The following is a 15969-nucleotide window of genomic DNA, read 5'->3' on the forward strand; positions in this document are numbered from 1 at the left end:
GTCACCCCGCGGCGAAGCGGTCCGTGGCCCGGACCAGGGCGTCGAGGGTGCCCGGCTCGGAGAACGCGTGCCCGGCGTCGGGGACCACGACGAACTCCGCGTGCGGCATGCGGGCGGCGAGGTCGAAGGCCGTGCGGGCCGGGGTGCACATGTCCAGGCGGCCCTGGACGATGACGGTGGGCACGGCGGAGAGCCGGTCCGCGTCCGCCAGCAGCTGGCCCTCGCGCAGAAAGCCGCCGTGGGTGAAGTAGTGGTTCTCGATCCGGGCGAAGGCCAGCGCCTGGGCCGGCTCGGTGGCCTTGGCGTAGCCATCCTCGTCCGGCTGGACGGTGATGATCCTCGACTCCCAGCCGCTCCAGGCGACCGCCGCCGGCAGGTGCACCTGCGGGTCGGGGTCGAAGAGCAGCTCGTGGTAGGCCTCCATCATCGCGTGCCGGCGGTCCGGGGCGACGGGGGCGACGTAGTCGGCCCAGTGGTCGGGGTAGACGTGCTCGAGGTGGCCGCGTTCGTACATCCACGCCAGCTCCGCCCGGCGCAGGGTGAAGATGCCCCGCAGCACCAGCTCGCCGACCCGCTCCGGGTGCCGTTGCGCGTAGGCCAGCGACAGGGTGGAGCCCCACGAGCCGCCGAACACCTGCCACCGGTCCACCCCGAGGTGCTCACGCACCCGTTCCAGGTCCTCGACCAGGTGCCAGGTCGTGTTCGTCGCCCACACCCGGGGGTCCACGGTGGTGGAGGCGTGCGGCCGCGACCGACCCGCCATCCGCTGGTCGACGAGCACGATCCGGTAGCGCTCCGGGTCGAACACCCGACGCTGCCGGGGCGAGGTGCCGCTGCCCGGGCCGCCGTGCACGAAGACCACCGGGCGGCCGTCGGGGTTGCCGGACTGCTCGACGTAGATCTCGTGCCCGTCCCCCACGGGCAGGTGCTCCACGGCATACGGCTCGATCTCGGGGTAGAAGGTGCGTCGCTGCTCCACGCCCCCTGCCTACCACGCGACGACGACACCGGACGGCAGTAGTCTTCCTGGGCATGTCGACCAGCGCCGCCACCGCCGACACCGACCGCCCGTGGGCCTCCCGGCTGGCCGCCCTCGGACCCGGCCTGCTCGCGGCCTCGGCCGCGATCGGGGCCTCGCACCTGGTCTCCTCGACCCAGGCGGGGGCGCTCTTCGGCTGGCAGCTGGGGCTGGTCATCGTGCTCGCCCTCGTGCTGAAGTACCCCTTCTTCCGGTTCGGTCCGGAGTACACCGCCGAGACCGGGCTGAGCCTCGTCGAGGGGTATGCCCGCAAGGGCCGGCCCTACCTGCTCGTCTTCTTCGTGCTGTCCGCGCTGTCGTCGGTCATCTCCACCGCCGGCGTCACCCTCCTCGGGACGGTGATCCTCGCGTGGATCCTGCCCTCCTCCTGGGGGCTGGGGGTGCCCGTGCTCGCGGCCGCCCTCATGGGGCTCACCTGGTTGCTGCTGGTCGGCGGCCACTACAAGGCGCTCGACGGCGTCACCAAGGTCATCGTGGTCACGCTGGCCCTGGGCACCGTCGTGGCGGTGGTCATGGCCGCGGGACGCACCCCGGTGCGGGAGGCCGGCTTCGTGGACCCCTCGCCGTGGACGCTGGCCACCCTGCCCTTCCTCGTCGCCCTCGTCGGCTGGATGCCCGCCCCGGTGGAGATCAGCGCGCTCAACTCGCTGTGGGTCAAGGCCAAGGCGCAGGACCGCCGCCTGTCCCGGGACGGGATCCTGTTCGACTTCACCACCGGCTACGTGGTGTCCGGGATCCTGGCCCTGTTCTTCCTGGCCCTGGGCGTGTTCGTCCAGTACGGCAGCGGGGAGGAGCTGGAGATGGCCGGCGGCGCCTACATCCCGCAGCTCATGGGCATGTACGGCGAGGCCATCGGGCAGTGGGCCGTCCCCCTCATGGCGGTGGTCGCGTTCGTGACGATGTTCGGGACGATCATCAGCGTGGTCGACGGCTACGGCCGCGCGTGCGCCGAGTCGCTGCGCCTGCTCCGGGGGCAGCCGCGGATGAGCCGCCGGGCCAAGGACACCTGGATCACCCTCATCGCCGTCGTCGGCCTGGTCATCGTCATCTTCATGAGCGCCCAGCTGGCGGGCATGCTGCGGTTCGCGATGATCAGCGCCTTCCTCACGGCCCCGGTGTTCGCCTGGCTGAACTTCTCCCTCGTGCGGCACGAGCACCGGCTCTCCCCCGGCCTGCGCGCGCTCTCGTGGGCGGGCCTGGCCTTCCTCGCCGGGTTCGCCGTGCTCTTCCTGCTCAGCCTGACCGGGGTGCTGGGCTGATCAGCCCCGACGCACCATCCGCGCCTCCCGGACGCCCGCGTGGCGGTCGTCCGACACCGCCCCGTCGAGCTCGAACCCGTGACGCCGGTAGAACCGGACCGCCCGGTCGTTGCCCTCGGCCAGCCACAGGTAGGCCGGGCCCGGCCCGAGCACCTCGGCCATGAGCCGGGCGCCCAGGCCCCTGCCCTGGTGCCCGGGCGCCACGTTGAGCGCCCACAGCTGGTCGGGCGTCGGTGCGTCCTCGTCGCGCGCCGGGCCGCACATGAGCCAGCCCGCGGGATCGTCGCCGAGCACCGCCACCCTGATACGGCGCCCGTCCGCGGGGACGGCGTCGCGGGCGTAGGCCTGGGCCACGGAGTACCACAGCGGCCGGAAGGTGTCCGCCGACAGCCCGTCGACGACCTCGTCGTCCATGAGCCCGCGGTAGGTCTCCTGCCAGACGCGGGCGTGCAGCTGCGCGAACGGCTCGACGTCCGCCATGACCGGGTCCCGCAGCAGGTATGCCGCCGGGTCGGGCTCCCCGGGTGCGCTCACCGGGGGTCCTCCGTCAGGTGGGCACGGACCCGCTCCACCTTGGTGCGCAGCTGGTCCGTGTGCCCCGGGCGCAGGTCGGCCTTGAGCACGAGCGAGACGCGCGGGCCGTGGGCCGCGACGGCGTCGCAGGCCGCGCGGACCACCGGCATCACCTCGTCCCACTCCCCCTCGACGGTGGTGAACATCGAGGTGAGCTCGTAGGGCAGACCGGACTCGCGGACCACCCGGACGGCGTCGGCGACGGCCTCGCTGACCGACCCGGAGCCGTCGCCGGCCACGGACGGGGCGACGGAGAACGCGAAGAGAGCCATGGCCCCACCGTACCGAGGCCGCCCGGCACCCCCAGGGTCAGCGGCCGAGGGTCTGCTCGACGACCGTGTCCGCGGCCGCGTAGGGGTCGAGCCGGCCGGCCAGCACCTCGCCGACGGCCGTCGCCAGGATCCCCCCGCCGTGCTCGTCCCCCAGCCGTTCCCGCAGCCGGGCCAGCGCCAGGGCCTCGACCTCGCGGGCCGCCCGCTCGCGGCGGCGGCGCTCCAGCTCGCCGTGCTCCCCCAGCCACGACCAGTGCTTGTCGAGGGCCGCCATGAGCTCCTCGACCCCCTGGCCGCGGTCCGCGACCGTCTTCACCACGGGCGGCCGCCACAGGTGGGGCTCGGTGCGGTCGCCGAGGGAGATCATGTGGCGCAGCTCCCGGACGGTGGCGTCGGCCCCGTCCCGGTCGGCCTTGTTGACGACGAAGACGTCCCCGATCTCCAGGATCCCCGCCTTGGCGGCCTGCACCCCGTCGCCCATCCCGGGCGCCAGCAGCACGAGGGTGGTGTCGGCCAGACCGGCGACCTCGACCTCGCTCTGGCCGACCCCGACGGTCTCGACGAGGACCACGTCGTAGCCGGCCGCGTCGAGCACCCGCAGCGCCTGCGGCGTCGCCCGCGCCAGCCCGCCGAGGTGGCCCCGCGAGGCCATCGACCGGATGTAGACGCCCTCGTCCAGGGCGTGGTCCACCAGCCGGATCCGGTCGCCCAGCAGCGCTCCTCCGGAGAACGGGCTGGAGGGGTCGACCGCCAGCACGGCCACCCGCAGGTCCCGGTCCCGCAGGGCCCGCACGAGCATCCCGGTCGAGGTCGACTTGCCCACCCCGGGGCTTCCCGTCAGCCCGATCGTGCGGGCCCCCGAGGCGTGCGGGGCCAGGGCGGCCATCGCCTCCCGCAGGGCCGGGTCGCCGTTCTCCACCAGGGTGAGCAGCCGGCCCAGGGCACGCGGGCTGCCCGCCCGGGCCTGCTCGACCAGGGCGGGGACGTCGACCTTCCGTCTCGATCGCATGGGACCAGCGTCGCAGAGGGTATGCGGTGCACCCGGCCCGGGTGCACCGCATACCCTCTGCGGACGTCAGGCCTGCTGCGCCGGCACCCGGACGATGAGGGCGTCGCCCTGGCCCCCGCCGCCGCACAGGGCGGCGGCGCCCACCCCTCCGCCGCGGCGCTGCAGCTCGAGGGCCAGGTGGAGGAGGATGCGCGCGCCGGACATGCCGATCGGGTGGCCCATCGCGATGGCCCCGCCGTTGACGTTGACCTTCTCCGGGTCCAGGCCCAGCTCCTTGGAGGCGGCCAGCCCGACGGCGGCGAAGGCCTCGTTGATCTCGACGAGGTCCAGGTCGGTGGGGGCCAGGCCCTCCTTCGCGCAGGCCTTGGCGATCGCGCGCGCGGGCTGGCTCTGCAGGGTCGAGTCCGGGCCGGCCACCATGCCGTGGGCGCCGATCTCGGCGATCCAGCTCAGGCCGAGCTCCTGGGCCTTCTCCTTGCTCATGACGACCACCGCGGCGGCGCCGTCGGAGATCTGGGAGGCGGAGCCGGCGGTGATCGTCCCGTCCTTGCTGAAGGCCGGGCGCAGCCGGGAGAGCGACTCGACCGTCGTGTCGCCCCGGATCCCCTCGTCGGTCTTGAAGGCGACCGGGTCGCCCTTGCGCTGCGGGATCTGCACCGTCACGACCTCCTCGTCGAAGCGGCCCTCCTCCCACGCCTTCGCGGCGAGCTGGTGGCTGCGCGCGGCGAAGGCGTCCTGCTCCTCGCGGGTGAACTCCGCCGACCCGCAGTTGGCCCCCTCGGTGAGGTTGCCCATGGCCTGGTCGGTGAAGGCGTCCCAGAGGCCGTCGTAGGCCATGTGGTCGCGCACGGTGACGTCGCCGTACTTGTAGCCGCTGCGGGACTTCTCCAGCAGGTGCGGGGCGTTGGACATCGACTCCTGACCGCCGGCGACGACCACCTCGACCTCGCCGGCGCGGATCAGCTGGTCGGCCAGGGCGATGGCGTCGATCCCGGAGAGGCACACCTTGTTGACGGTGAGGGCGGGCACGTCCATGGGGATGCCCGCCTTCACGGCGGCCTGCCGGGCCGGGATCTGGCCGGCACCGGCGGTGAGCACCTGGCCCATGATCACGTAGTCGACCTGGTCGCCGGAGACCCCGGCCTTCTCCAGGGCCCCCTCGATCGCGAACCCGCCGAGCTCGGCCCCGCTGAACCCCGAGAGCGAGCCGAGCAGGCGGCCCATCGGGGTGCGGGCCCCGGCGACGAGGACGGACGTGGTGGGGGCGGACGTGCTCATCGGGAAGAACCTCCGGCGTCGGTGGTGGAAGCGGTGCTGCCTCCCACTGTAGTGCGCCGACCGGACGCTCCCGGCGGGCCCCGGCCGGGTCCTCAGCCCCCGTGGATCAGGGTCCCGGCCACGACCGTCGCCGAGACCCTCGTCGCCCGCAGCCGACGCGCCTGCTCGGCCGAGGTCGCCCCGGGCGCCCCGAGCGGGTCGTCCTCCAGGAGCACCAGGTCCCCGGGGGCGCCGGCCCGCACCCGTCGTCCGTCCACGGAGGCCGCGAGGGCCTCGACCGGGGTGAGCGCCTGCTCCGGGTGCCAGTTCTCGCCGTCGAGGGGACCGCGGTGCACGGCGGCCGCCGCGGCCAGCCAGGGGTCCAGGGGCGAGACCGGGGCGTCGGAGCCGAGGACCACCTCGATGCCGCGGTCGAGGAAGCTGCGCAGCGTGAACGTCCGGTCGGTGCGGTCGGGCCAGCACTGCTCGGTCACGACCCGGTCGTCGAGCAGGTGGGCCGGCTGGACGCTGGCCCGCACGGGCAGCCGGCGCCACCGGTCCAGGTCCTCGACCGCGACCAGCTGGGCGTGCTCGATCCCGCCCCTGGCCCCGGTCCGGCCGAAGGCCGTCAGCGCCTGGTGGACGGCGGCGTCCCCGATGGCGTGCAGGGCCACCTCCAGCCCGGCCCTGCGCGCGGTGGCCAGCAGGTCCACCAGCTCCTCGCCGCCGAGGTTGGGCGCCCCGGCCGGCTCGGCCAGGCTGGCCCCGTCGGCGTAGGGCTGGCAGCACCAGGCCGTCCGGGTGTTCAACGACCCGTCGCTGATGATCTTCAGCGGACCCATGGTGACCAGCCCGTCGGTGGCACGGATCGTGTCGCCCGTCCGCACCCCTGCGGCCAGGACCTCCTCCAGGCCCTCGGGATAGACCCCCACGCGGGCCCGCAGGGCCGGCAGGTGCTCGGCCACCCGGTCGCGCCAGTGCGCCCAGGGCCGGCCGAACTCCAGGTCGGTGATGCCGACGACCCCCAGTGCGACGGCGTCCGCCAGCGCCAGGGCCACCCCGGCCTCCGCCTCGTCGTGGGCGCCGGGCAGTCCGCCGAGGCGTTCGTAGACGGCGAACCACTCGGCCTCGGCGATGACGCCGTCGCGCCGGGGCGCACCGAGCAGGTCCATGGCCCGCGAGTTGAGCCACCCGTGGTGGCCGTCCCCGCTGATGAGGACGACGGGGACGTCGGGGGCGACCGCGTCCAGGTCCGCCGTCGAGGGGTCGCGCCCCCAGGTCGCGGGTCGGTGCCCCCACCCGGTGAGCACCCCGCTCGTCGGCAGGTTCCCCTCCGCCAGCCGCCGCCGCACCAGGTCGACGGCCTCGTCCGCGTCCCGGGCGCCCGACAGGTCGAGCCGGCTGCGCACGAGGCCCCACTGGCGCACGTGGACGTGGTGGTCCCACAGCCCCGGCAGGACCCACCGCCCGCCGCCCTCCAGCTGCTCCCCGCCGGGCGGCCGGGGCAGGGTCGGGGCGACCTCGGTCACCGTTCCGTCCTCGACGAGGACGTCGACGGGCGTGCCGGACGGGTCGGGCGCCGTTCCGTCGAGCGGCACGACACGCACCCCGCGGATGAGGAGAGAGTCCATGGGGTGGGAGTATGCCGCCCGTCCCCACCCGTGTCGGGCACCGGGCCTAGTCTGTGGTCATGAGCGCTACCCCCGGCCCGCAGGACCCCTCGGCGCAGAGCGTGCTCGGTCCGTTCCTCCTCGCGATCGACCACGTGGGCATCGCCGTGCCCGACCTGGACGCCGCGATCACCTTCCACCAGGAGGTCCTGGGCAACCGGGTCGTGCACGAGGAGACCAACCCCGAGCAGGGGGTGCGGGAGGCGATGGTGGCGGTCGGCCCGGCCGACACCGGCGGCGGCGCGCCGCCCACGATGATCCAGCTGCTGGCCCCGACCGGTCCGGACTCGACGATCGCGAGGTTCCTCGACCGGTCCGGGCCGGGCCTGCAGCAGCTGGCCTACCGGGTGGCCGACGTCGACGCCGTCTGCGCGCTCCTGCGGGAGCGCGGGCTGCGGCTGCTCTACGACGAGCCCCGGCTGGGCACCGCGGGGTCGCGGATCAACTTCATCCACCCCAAGGACGCCGGCGGGGTGCTCGTCGAGCTGGTGGAGCCTGCCGGGTGAGCCGAGGCAGCACGAGGCTGGTCCGCGGCCGCCGGATGCTGCGCCGGCTGCGCCCCCACCACGTCCCCCGGGCCGGACGGCGCGCCGTGCGCCGCTGGCAGGACTACCGCGAGCGCCAGCTGACCCTCCTCGCCGAGAGCAACCGGCTCCAGCAGGAGCTGCGCGACCAGGTGGTCGCCCCCGTGACGGTGGTCCCCGGCGTCCCGCCGCCGGGGGCGGTCGACGCCTCGGCCCCCGGCACCGCGGACCAGGACCCCCGGGCCGGTCGCAGCTGGTCGCTCGCCTCCCCGTTCTACGTCGGGTTCACCTTCGCCCTGGGCGCCCTGCTCGCCTGGCTGCTCGTGCAGAACCTGACCCGGCTGACCTCCGTGTTCACCTTCCTGCTCGTGGCCCTGTTCGTCACCCTCGCGCTCGACCCGGTCGTGCAGTGGCTCACCCGGAGAGGGTTCACGAGGGGGCCTGCGGTCCTCGTCGTGTTCCTGGGCCTGGTGGCGGTGGTCACCGTCGTCGGTCTGCTCGTCGTCCCCCCCATCGTGGCGCAGGCCGGGGCCCTGGTGGAGAAGTTCCCCTCCTACCTGCAGAACCTCGGCGGCCAGCCCTGGCTGGCCGACCTGGACGCCCGCTACGACCTCTCCGGACGGCTCACCGAGGAGGCCGACCGCCTGGCCACGGACGGGCGCACCATCTCCACCGTCTTCGGCGGCGTGCTGGGGGCGGCCGGCTGGGTCGCCGGCAGCCTCGTGGGTCTGCTGACCTCGGTGATCCTCACGCTGTACCTGCTCGCCACCCTGCCCACCGTCAAGGAGGCCGCCTTCCTCCTCGTGCCCAGCAGCCGTCGTCCCCGGGTCGTCGGCCTGGCGGAGGAGATCATGCGGCGGGTCGGCGGGTACGCCCTGGGGCAGAGCGCGGTGGCCACGATCAACGCCGCCTGCTCCTGGGTCATGATGCAGATCATGGGGATCCCCTACCCGGCCGTCCTCGCGGTGCTCGTCGGGCTGCTGGGCCTCATCCCCATGATCGGCGCCACCCTGGGCGCCATCATCGTCGGGCTCGTGGCGCTGACCGTCTCCCCCACGACGGTGCTCGTGGTCATCGTCTACTACGTGGTGTACCAGCAGGTGGAGAACTACGTCATCGTGCCCAACATCATGCGGCGGACGGTGTCCGTGCCCGGCGCGGTGACCGTCGTGGCGGTCCTGGTCGGCGGCACCCTCCTCGGGGTGCTCGGCGCGCTCATCGCCATCCCCGTGGCGGCGGGCCTGCTCCTGCTCTACCACGAGGTGATCGTCCCCCGGCAGCAGCGCACCTGACGACGACGGTCAGGCGAACGACCCGCCCGGGCGCCGACGCTCCCGGGCCGACCAGCACACCGTGTGCCAGTGCCGGCGGTTGTCCAGCTGCTGCATCCCGTCCACCGGCCAGACCACGGTGTGGGCCACGTCGGCGCCGACCTCGTGCTGGCAGCCGGGGCAGCGGTAGACCCGGCCGGTGCCGGTCGGCCCGACCTGCCGGATGGCCCACACCTGGCCCGCCCAGGCGACCTCCACGACCGTCGGGCCCCGGGGCCCGGGTGCGGGCGAGCCCGCACGCCCGGGGACCGGCCGTCCCCGGCGCCGGGGACGGTTGGACCGGGGAGCCACGGTCGGCCCGTCAGGAGGTGAAGGGGCGGTCCAGCAGGACGTGCTCCAGGAGCAGCGGGGACGGGCGCAGGGCGTCCGCCGGGAGCCCGGTGCCGCCGGCCGAGAGCTCCTCGCAGACCGCGAGCACCTCGTCCGCCCCGATCTGGTCGATCATCGCGAACGGCCCCGTCGGGTAGCCCAGGCCGTGCTGGAGGGCGGTGTCGATGTCCGCCACGCCCGCGTAGCCCTCGTCGAGCATCCGGACCGCGTCGTTGAGGTGCGGCACGAGCAGGGCGTCCACGACCATGCCCGACCGGTCACGGCAGACGACCGGCTCGGCGCCGATCCGGGTGACGACCTCGCGCAGCAGGGCGACCGTGGCGTCGTCGGTCGCCGAGGACCGGCCGATCTCGACCACCTGGCCGTTGCCGGTGGGGGCGTGGACCTGGAGCACGGCCACCTGCTCCGGCCGCCCGGACAGGGCGCCGACGGCGACGGCCGCCTCGGGGTTGACCGTGGTCAGCACCGCGCCGGGGCCGACGACCTCGCCCAGTGCCTCCCACAGGTCCTCGCCGGTCGCCTCCACCCAGGCCTGCGCGTCGGCCAGCTCCTCCTCGCCCGGCGGCGGGGCGGGTGCCTGGGCCTCGACGACGAGGCCGACGTCCGCGAGCCGGGCGAGCTCCGCCCGGTCGGCGGGGTCCTCCACGCGGGTGACCGCATACCCGCCGTCCTGGAGCCGCGAGACGAGCTCGTCGGCCAGCTCGCCCGTGCCCACGACCCCGACGGCGGACAGGTCCGTCGCCGCGGCGGTGGACGGGGTCTGCTCGTCCTCGACGACCTGCCCGCTGCCCGGCGCGGCGTAGGTGTAGAAGCCGCGGCCGCTCTTGCGGCCCAGCAGCCCGGCGGTGACCATCCGCTCGAGCAGCGTGCTCGGCGCGTGCATGGGGCTGCGGCTGTGGGCGTAGATGACCTCGCCGATGTGGTGGCACACGTCCAGCCCGACGAGGTCCATCAGCGTGCAGGGGCCCATCGGCAGACCGGCGCCCACGCGCATGGCGGTGTCCAGGTCCTCCCGGCTGACGTGGCCCTGCTCGAGCATCTTCAGGGCCGAGACGAAGTAGCCGAAGAGCAGGTAGTTGGCCACGAACCCGGCCCGGTCCCCCACGACGACGGGCTTCTTGCCGATCCGCCCGGCGAGCGCCACCACCGCGGCGGTCACGTCCTCGTCGGTGCGCAGGGTGGTGATGACCTCGACGAGCTTGAGGACGGGCGCCGGGTTGAAGAAGTGCATCCCGACCACGCGGGCCGGGTGACGGGTGCCGGCGGCGATCGAGGTGATCGACAGGCTGGAGGTGTTGGAGGCCAGGACCGCGTCCTCGCCGACGATGTCGTCCAGCTGGCCGAACACGCGGTGCTTGAGGTCGAGGATCTCCGGGACGGCCTCGACCACGAGGTCGGCGTCGGCCAGGTCGGCCATCCGGGTGGTGATCGTCACCCGCCCGAGGATCTCGGCCTGCCCGTCCTCGTCCAGCCGGCCCTTCTTCACGGCCCGGTCGGTCGAGGCCTGCAGGATCGCCCGGCCGCGGTCGGCGAGCTCCTGGGTCGTCTCCACGCCGACGACCCGCAGCCCTCCCCGGGCGAAGACCTCGACGATGCCGGCACCCATGGTGCCCAGTCCGATGACCCCGACGGTGCCGATCTCGCGCATGGGCCGATCCTCTCAGACGGCCGGGGGCCCCGCGGGCCGGGGTCGGGCCCCCGCCGGGCGTTAGGGTGGCCCGCGTGCGTGTCGTGATCGCCCGCTGCTCCGTCGACTACCACGGCGCCCTCGAGGCCCACCTGCCGCTGGCGACCCGCCTGCTCATGGTCAAGGCCGACGGGTCGGTGCTCGTGCACTCCGACGGCGGCTCCTACAAGCCGCTGAACTGGATGGCGCCCCCGTGCTCGATGGTCCAGGTGGAGCCGGACGAGCTGGAGCGCGAGGAGGGCGTCGAGCAGGTGTGGGTGGTCTCGCACGCCAAGCGGGAGGACACCCTCCGGGTGCGGCTGCACGAGATCCACGCCGACAGCTCGCACGACCTCGGGATCGACCCGGGCCTGGTCAAGGACGGGGTCGAGGCCCAGCTGCAGGCGCTGCTGGCCGAGCACATCGGCACCCTCGGCGAGGGGTGGACCCTGCTGCGCCGGGAGTACCCCACGGCCATCGGCCCGGTGGACATCCTGTGCCGGGACGCGGACGGCGCCACCGTCGCCGTGGAGATCAAGCGCCGGGGCGACATCGACGGCGTGGAGCAGCTGACCCGCTACCTGGAGCTGCTCAACCGTGACCCCCACCTCGCCCCCGTCCAGGGGGTGTTCGCGGCCCAGCAGATCCGTCCGCAGGCGCGGGTGCTCGCCACGGACCGCGGCATCCGCTGCGTGACCCTCGACTACGAGGCCCTGCGCGGACGCGACGACGCCGCCTCGCGCCTGTTCTGACGTCCGTGCCCCGCTGCGGCAGAATCGGGGCATGAGCCCCCGCGCCGCGATCGCCGCCCCCAACGCCTACGCGACCCGCGCCGCGGAGCACGCCCTGGACGAGGGAGGCACCGCCGTCGACGCCGCGATCGCCGGCATGCTGGCCGCCACCGTCACCGAGCCGGGCGTCATCTCCCCCCTGGGCGGGGCCTACGTCACCGTGTGGCCGGCGGGCGGCGAACCCGTCGTCGTCGACGGCAACGTGGAGATGCCGGGACGGGGCCAGCCGTCCGGGCGGCTGGGCTCCGGGCTCATCGAGGCCGCCTCCTCCTACGGCGGCGGGATGGTCACCTACGTCGGCCCGGGCTCGGTCGCCACCCCCGGGATGTTCGCGGCGATGGGCTGGGCGCACGACCGGTTCGGCCGGGCTCCCTGGCGCGAGCTGCTCCAGCCGGCGGCCGACGTGGCCCGGGAGGGCTACCCGCTGGGCCGGATCGCCCAGTCCTACCTCGTGCTCGTCACCGACACGATCCTGGCGTGGGACCCGGCCACGCGTGCCCGGCTGACCGTGGACGGCGCCCCCGCACCGGTGGGCCACCGCGTGGTCGACGCCGACCTGGCCGCCACCCTGGAGCAGATCGGGGCGGAGGGCCCGGACACCGTGTACCACGGGGACCTCGCGCAGACCCTCGCCCGGGACGTCCGGGAGCGTGGGGGGCTGCTGGGCCGCGCCGACCTGGAGGCCTACCGGGCCGTGCCCCGGCCGGCGCTGCGCAGCCGGCTCGGCCCCTGGGACCTGGCCTGCAACCCGCCGCCCTCCATCGGCGGGCCGGTCCTGACCGCCCTGCTCCGCCTCCTCGGTGCGACCGAGGGCCCGATCGACCCGGGCCAGGCGGCCGCCGTCATGACCGAGGTGCTCGACATCCGGCTGGACCGCATCGACACGGCCGCCGACCTGGCCGCGGCCGGGGCCGAGCTGCTCGAGACGCTGCACGAGATCGGCTCCGCCGGGCTGCCCACCTCGCCCTCCACCGCGCACATCTCCGTCGTCGACGCCGACGGCACGGCGTGCGCCCTGACGGCGTCGGCCGGCTACGGCTCGGGGATGACCGTGACCGGCACCGGCCTGATCGCCAACAACGCCCTCGGCGAGCTGGAGCTGAACCGGCTCGGGCTGCACGCCCTGCCGCCCGGGACCCGGCTGGCCTCCAACATGGCCCCGACCGTGGCCCGGCGCGACGACGGCTCCGTCCTGGCGATCGGCACCCCGGGCGCCGACCGCATCACCACGGCCCTGGCCCAGGTGCTCCTGCACCTGGCCCGCCACGGCGAGGACCTGCAGACGGCGGTCGACCGCCCTCGGATGCACCCTCGCCGGCTGGACGACGGGTCGACCCGGGTGGAGCACGAGCAGGATCCCACGATCGCCGCGAGCCTGGACGCCGCCGGGCTGGCGCGCCACGAGCACCCGTTGCACGTCATGTACTTCGGCGGCGTCGGCGCGGCGCTGCGGACCGGGGAGGGCCAGCTGCAGGCCGCGGCGGACCCGCGGCGCGAGGCCGCCACCCTCATCACCTGACCGGCCCACCAGCCGGCAGGCCCGCGTGGGACGATGCCGTCCATGGTCAACCTCACCCGGATCTATACCCGCACCGGCGACGACGGCACCACCGCGCTCGGGGACCTCGGCCGCACCGGCAAGAACGACCCCCGCCTCGTGGCCTACGCCGACACCGACGAGACCAACGCGGTCATCGGCGTGGCCCTGGCCGGGGCCAGCCTGCCCGTCGACGTGCAGCGCACCCTCACCCGGGTGCAGAACGACCTGTTCGACGTGGGTGCCGACCTGGCCATGCCCCTGCGGGCCAGCTACGACTGGGAGCCGCTGCGGGTCCAGGCGCCATGGATCGAGGAGCTCGAGGCCGACTGCGACCACTACAACGAGCCGCTGGAGCCCCTCCGTTCCTTCATCCTGCCCGGCGGGACCCCCGGGTCGGCCCACCTGCACGTGGCGCGCACCGTGGCCCGGCGGGCCGAGCGGTCGGCCTGGGCCGCCCTGGACGTCCACGGCGACGCCCCGGCGCCCGAGGGGGCCGAGAAGGGGATCGGCGGGGTCAACCCGCTGGCGCCGAAGTACCTCAACCGGCTCTCCGACCTGCTCTTCATCCTCGCGCGCGTGGCCAACCGCTCCCAGGGGGACGTGCTGTGGCGGCCGGGCGGAGGGCGGGTGGAGGCGCCGGAACGTCGCCGGCGCCGGGGCCCTCAGGCCACGCGCGACTGACGGTAGCCGGGCGGGACGGCCTCGACCCAGGCCCGCAGCGCGGTGTAGTGCTGTTCGTCGAGGGCCAGCTCGAAGGTGGCCGTCCCGTAGCGCACCGGCACCTGGATGAGGTCCTGGCGACCCAGACCGTGGGCGTCGTCGGCGGTCAGCGCGGTCGCCACGCCCAGGTCCAGCTCCCCCCGCAGCCACGGACCGTCGGAAAGACCGCCCGGCCCACGCACGGCCAGGCGGTCCTCGGTGAAGCGGAGCATGCCCCGACGCCAGTCCGCGGACCCTCGTCGGTAGGCGGTCGGCATCGGCGGACAGATCAGGTCCTGGTCGGCGAACCGGTGGAAGAGGACCAGCCCCAGTCCCAGGATCACCAGCGCGCCGACGGCGGCCAGGAGCACCAGGACGAGGCTCTCCGGCATGGCGTCAGGCGGTGGCGGCGGTGGTCAGGCTGCCCGCGTCGACGCTGTCGGCGACGATGACGACGCGGTCGTGGTCGACGGAGAGGAAGCCCCCGTCGATGGTCACCGTCTCGGTCGAACCGCCACCGGTGACGATGCGCACGTCCCCGGTGACGAGGACGCCCAGCAGGGGGGTGTGGCCCGGCAGGATCCCCAGCTCGCCGTCGATGCTGCGCGCGCTGACGCTCGCGGCCTCGCCCTCCCAGACCTTGCGGTCGGCGGCAACCAGCTGGACCTTGAGCTCACTCACGGATTCTGTCCTCTCGGGTACGGCGGTCGGTGCTGCCAAGTCTACCGGTCCTGCGGGCCTGCCCGGGACTCACGCCAGACCCAGGTGCTCGGCCTCCTCCCACAGCTCGTCCCGGACCCGCGGGTGGGCGGTCCGTTCGATGAGGTGCCGCGCCTGCTCCTTCTCGCTGTGCCCGAACAGCGGCGCCACCCCCTGCTCGGTGACGATCGCCGAGGCCTGGAAGGAGGTGACCGGCTCGTCGACCATCGGCACGATCGTGGACACGTCGGCCTTGGGGTGCCAGGAGCGCAGCGCCATGATCGCCTGGCCGCCCTGGGAGTGCAGCGCCCCGACGATGAAGTCGGTCTGGCCGCCGAAGCCGCTGTGGATCCGGGCGTCGATGCGCGAGGCGTTGGCCTGCCCGAAGAGATCGACCTCCAGCGCGGTGTTGATCGAGGTCATGGACCGCTGCCGGGCGATGAGCGCCGGGTCGTTGGTGCGTTCGGTGCGCAGCAGGTGGACCCGGCGGTTGCCGTCGAGCCAGTCGTAGAGGTCCTGGGTGCCGAAGAGGAAGGACGTGGTCAGCGGGTGGTCGTCGTCGAGGGCCCCGGCGGCGTCGAGGGCTAGCACCCCGTCGGAGAACATCTCGGTCCACAGCCGCAGCCCCCGGTGGCCCGTGAGGGCCGCCAGCACCGCGTCGGGGACGGCCCCGATGCCCATCTGCAGGGTGGCCCCGTCGGGCACCATCGCGGCCACCCGCTCGCCGATGGCCCGCGCGTCCTCCCCCAGCGGGGCCGCGGCCGGAGGTGTCGGCAGCGGGCTGCTCGCCTCCAGCGCGAGGTCGATGTGCTCGACGGGCACCAGCGCGTCGCCGTGCGTGAACGGCATCCGGTCGTTGACCTGGGCCACGACCAGTCCGCCCCGTTCCCGGCAGGCCTCGACGGCGGCCGGCAGCACGTTGACCTCGATGCCGAGCGAGACCACCCCGTCGCGGGGTGGCGAGCAGTGCAGGAACACCGCGTCCACCGGCAGGGAGCGCCGGAAGAGCACCGGGACGAGGGACAGCCGCGAGGGTACGTAGCGCAGCCCCGGGTGCCGTCGCTGGCCTGCCCCCACGAAGCTGGTCTCGGCCACGACGCCGTCCCTCTCGGGCAGCCCGGGCGGGCCGTTGAGCGTGTTGAGCACGTAGCGCTCCACGTGCTCGTCGAGGACGCGCACCAACTCCCAGGGCACGCTGTGGTTGCCGGAGGCGACGACCCGGGGGGTGTCGGGAAGGGCGCGGAGCGCGGCGGCGAGGGCCGGGGTGCCGACGGTGATCACCCGCCCATTGTCCCGTCGGGCCGGCCGGG

The 15969-nt window shown here is 74.4% G+C and carries 17 protein-coding genes; 6 read left to right on the plus strand and 11 right to left on the minus strand.

The genetic code is table 11. The annotated features are described in order from the left end of the window. Position 1: 1 nt before the first annotated feature. Positions 2-979, minus strand: a complete 978-nt coding sequence (gene pip, locus FJR00_RS12135; protein ID WP_141338975.1) for a prolyl aminopeptidase — start codon at positions 977-979, stop codon at positions 2-4. A gap of 53 nt (positions 980-1032) precedes the next feature. On the opposite strand from pip, the gene FJR00_RS12140 reads away from it, so the two are divergent. Then, positions 1033-2298 (plus strand): NRAMP family divalent metal transporter, encoded by a 1266-nt coding sequence (locus tag FJR00_RS12140; protein ID WP_075957413.1) that lies wholly within the window; start codon positions 1033-1035, stop codon positions 2296-2298. Here the strand turns inward: FJR00_RS12140 and FJR00_RS12145 are convergent, their stop codons facing one another. The 5 genes from FJR00_RS12145 to FJR00_RS12165 all read right to left on the minus strand — a co-directional run bounded on the left by FJR00_RS12145 (position 2299) and on the right by FJR00_RS12165 (position 7040). Next, on the minus strand, positions 2299-2832 hold the full coding sequence (locus FJR00_RS12145; protein WP_202876664.1) for a GNAT family N-acetyltransferase: 534 nt from the start codon (positions 2830-2832) through the stop codon (positions 2299-2301). It abuts the gene before it with no gap. After that, complete coding sequence (locus tag FJR00_RS12150) at positions 2829-3143, minus strand: MTH1187 family thiamine-binding protein (protein ID WP_141338976.1); 315 nt, start codon at positions 3141-3143, stop codon at positions 2829-2831. Before FJR00_RS12150 ends, FJR00_RS12145 begins: the two co-directional genes overlap by 4 nt. Positions 3144-3180: 37 nt before the next feature. After that, positions 3181-4152 (minus strand): methylmalonyl Co-A mutase-associated GTPase MeaB, encoded by a 972-nt coding sequence (gene meaB / locus FJR00_RS12155; protein WP_141338977.1) that lies wholly within the window; start codon positions 4150-4152, stop codon positions 3181-3183. A gap of 66 nt (positions 4153-4218) precedes the next feature. Next, positions 4219-5430, minus strand: coding sequence for an acetyl-CoA C-acetyltransferase (locus FJR00_RS12160; RefSeq protein WP_141338978.1), 1212 nt, complete (start codon positions 5428-5430; stop codon positions 4219-4221). A 92-nt stretch (positions 5431-5522) separates the two neighbouring features. After that, positions 5523-7040 (minus strand): amidohydrolase, encoded by a 1518-nt coding sequence (locus FJR00_RS12165; RefSeq protein ID WP_141338979.1) that lies wholly within the window; start codon positions 7038-7040, stop codon positions 5523-5525. Between the two features lie 59 nt (positions 7041-7099). On the opposite strand from FJR00_RS12165, the gene mce reads away from it, so the two are divergent. Further along, on the plus strand, positions 7100-7585 hold the full coding sequence (mce, locus tag FJR00_RS12170) for a methylmalonyl-CoA epimerase (protein ID WP_141338980.1): 486 nt from the start codon (positions 7100-7102) through the stop codon (positions 7583-7585). Further along, the gene (locus FJR00_RS12175) at positions 7582-8895 is read left to right on the plus strand and encodes an AI-2E family transporter (protein WP_238330470.1); all 1314 of its coding nucleotides are present in this window, start codon (positions 7582-7584) and stop codon (positions 8893-8895) included. Before mce ends, FJR00_RS12175 begins: the two co-directional genes overlap by 4 nt. Before the next feature lie 9 nt (positions 8896-8904). Here the strand turns inward: FJR00_RS12175 and FJR00_RS12180 are convergent, their stop codons facing one another. Beyond that, entirely contained in the window at positions 8905-9225 is a 321-nt protein-coding gene (locus FJR00_RS12180; RefSeq protein ID WP_141338981.1) for a hypothetical protein, read from the minus strand. A gap of 10 nt (positions 9226-9235) precedes the next feature. After that, entirely contained in the window at positions 9236-10912 is a 1677-nt protein-coding gene (locus tag FJR00_RS12185) for a 3-hydroxyacyl-CoA dehydrogenase family protein (RefSeq protein ID WP_141338982.1), read from the minus strand. A 74-nt stretch (positions 10913-10986) separates the two neighbouring features. Here FJR00_RS12185 and nucS point away from each other — a divergent pair, with 74 nt between their 5' ends. From nucS to FJR00_RS12200, 3 genes are read left to right on the plus strand one after another with little or no spacing between them, the layout of a single operon-like run. Next, positions 10987-11682: an endonuclease NucS gene (nucS, locus tag FJR00_RS12190; RefSeq protein ID WP_141338983.1), complete on the plus strand. Its 696-nt coding sequence runs from the start codon at positions 10987-10989 to the stop codon at positions 11680-11682. Positions 11683-11713: 31 nt separating this feature from the next. Further along, positions 11714-13240, plus strand: coding sequence for a gamma-glutamyltransferase (locus FJR00_RS12195; RefSeq protein WP_141338984.1), 1527 nt, complete (start codon positions 11714-11716; stop codon positions 13238-13240). A 42-nt stretch (positions 13241-13282) separates the two neighbouring features. Continuing rightward, positions 13283-13942: a cob(I)yrinic acid a,c-diamide adenosyltransferase gene (locus FJR00_RS12200; protein WP_075957424.1), complete on the plus strand. Its 660-nt coding sequence runs from the start codon at positions 13283-13285 to the stop codon at positions 13940-13942. On the opposite strand, the gene FJR00_RS12205 is transcribed toward FJR00_RS12200, so the two are convergent. From FJR00_RS12205 to FJR00_RS12215, 3 genes are all read right to left on the minus strand, one after another. After that, positions 13924-14352, minus strand: a complete 429-nt coding sequence (locus FJR00_RS12205; RefSeq protein WP_075957426.1) for a DUF2550 family protein — start codon at positions 14350-14352, stop codon at positions 13924-13926. The two genes, FJR00_RS12200 and FJR00_RS12205, sit on opposite strands and share 19 nt — an antisense overlap. A 4-nt stretch (positions 14353-14356) precedes the next feature. Further along, on the minus strand, positions 14357-14641 hold the full coding sequence (locus tag FJR00_RS12210; RefSeq protein WP_075957427.1) for a F0F1 ATP synthase subunit epsilon: 285 nt from the start codon (positions 14639-14641) through the stop codon (positions 14357-14359). A gap of 69 nt (positions 14642-14710) precedes the next feature. Beyond that, positions 14711-15940: an acetyl-CoA hydrolase/transferase C-terminal domain-containing protein gene (locus FJR00_RS12215; protein WP_141338985.1), complete on the minus strand. Its 1230-nt coding sequence runs from the start codon at positions 15938-15940 to the stop codon at positions 14711-14713. Positions 15941-15969: the final 29 nt, after the last annotated feature.

Origin of the sequence: Ornithinimicrobium kibberense (assembly GCF_006519705.1) — a bacterium.
Taxonomy (GTDB): Bacteria; Actinomycetota; Actinomycetes; order Actinomycetales; family Dermatophilaceae; genus Ornithinicoccus; species Ornithinicoccus kibberensis.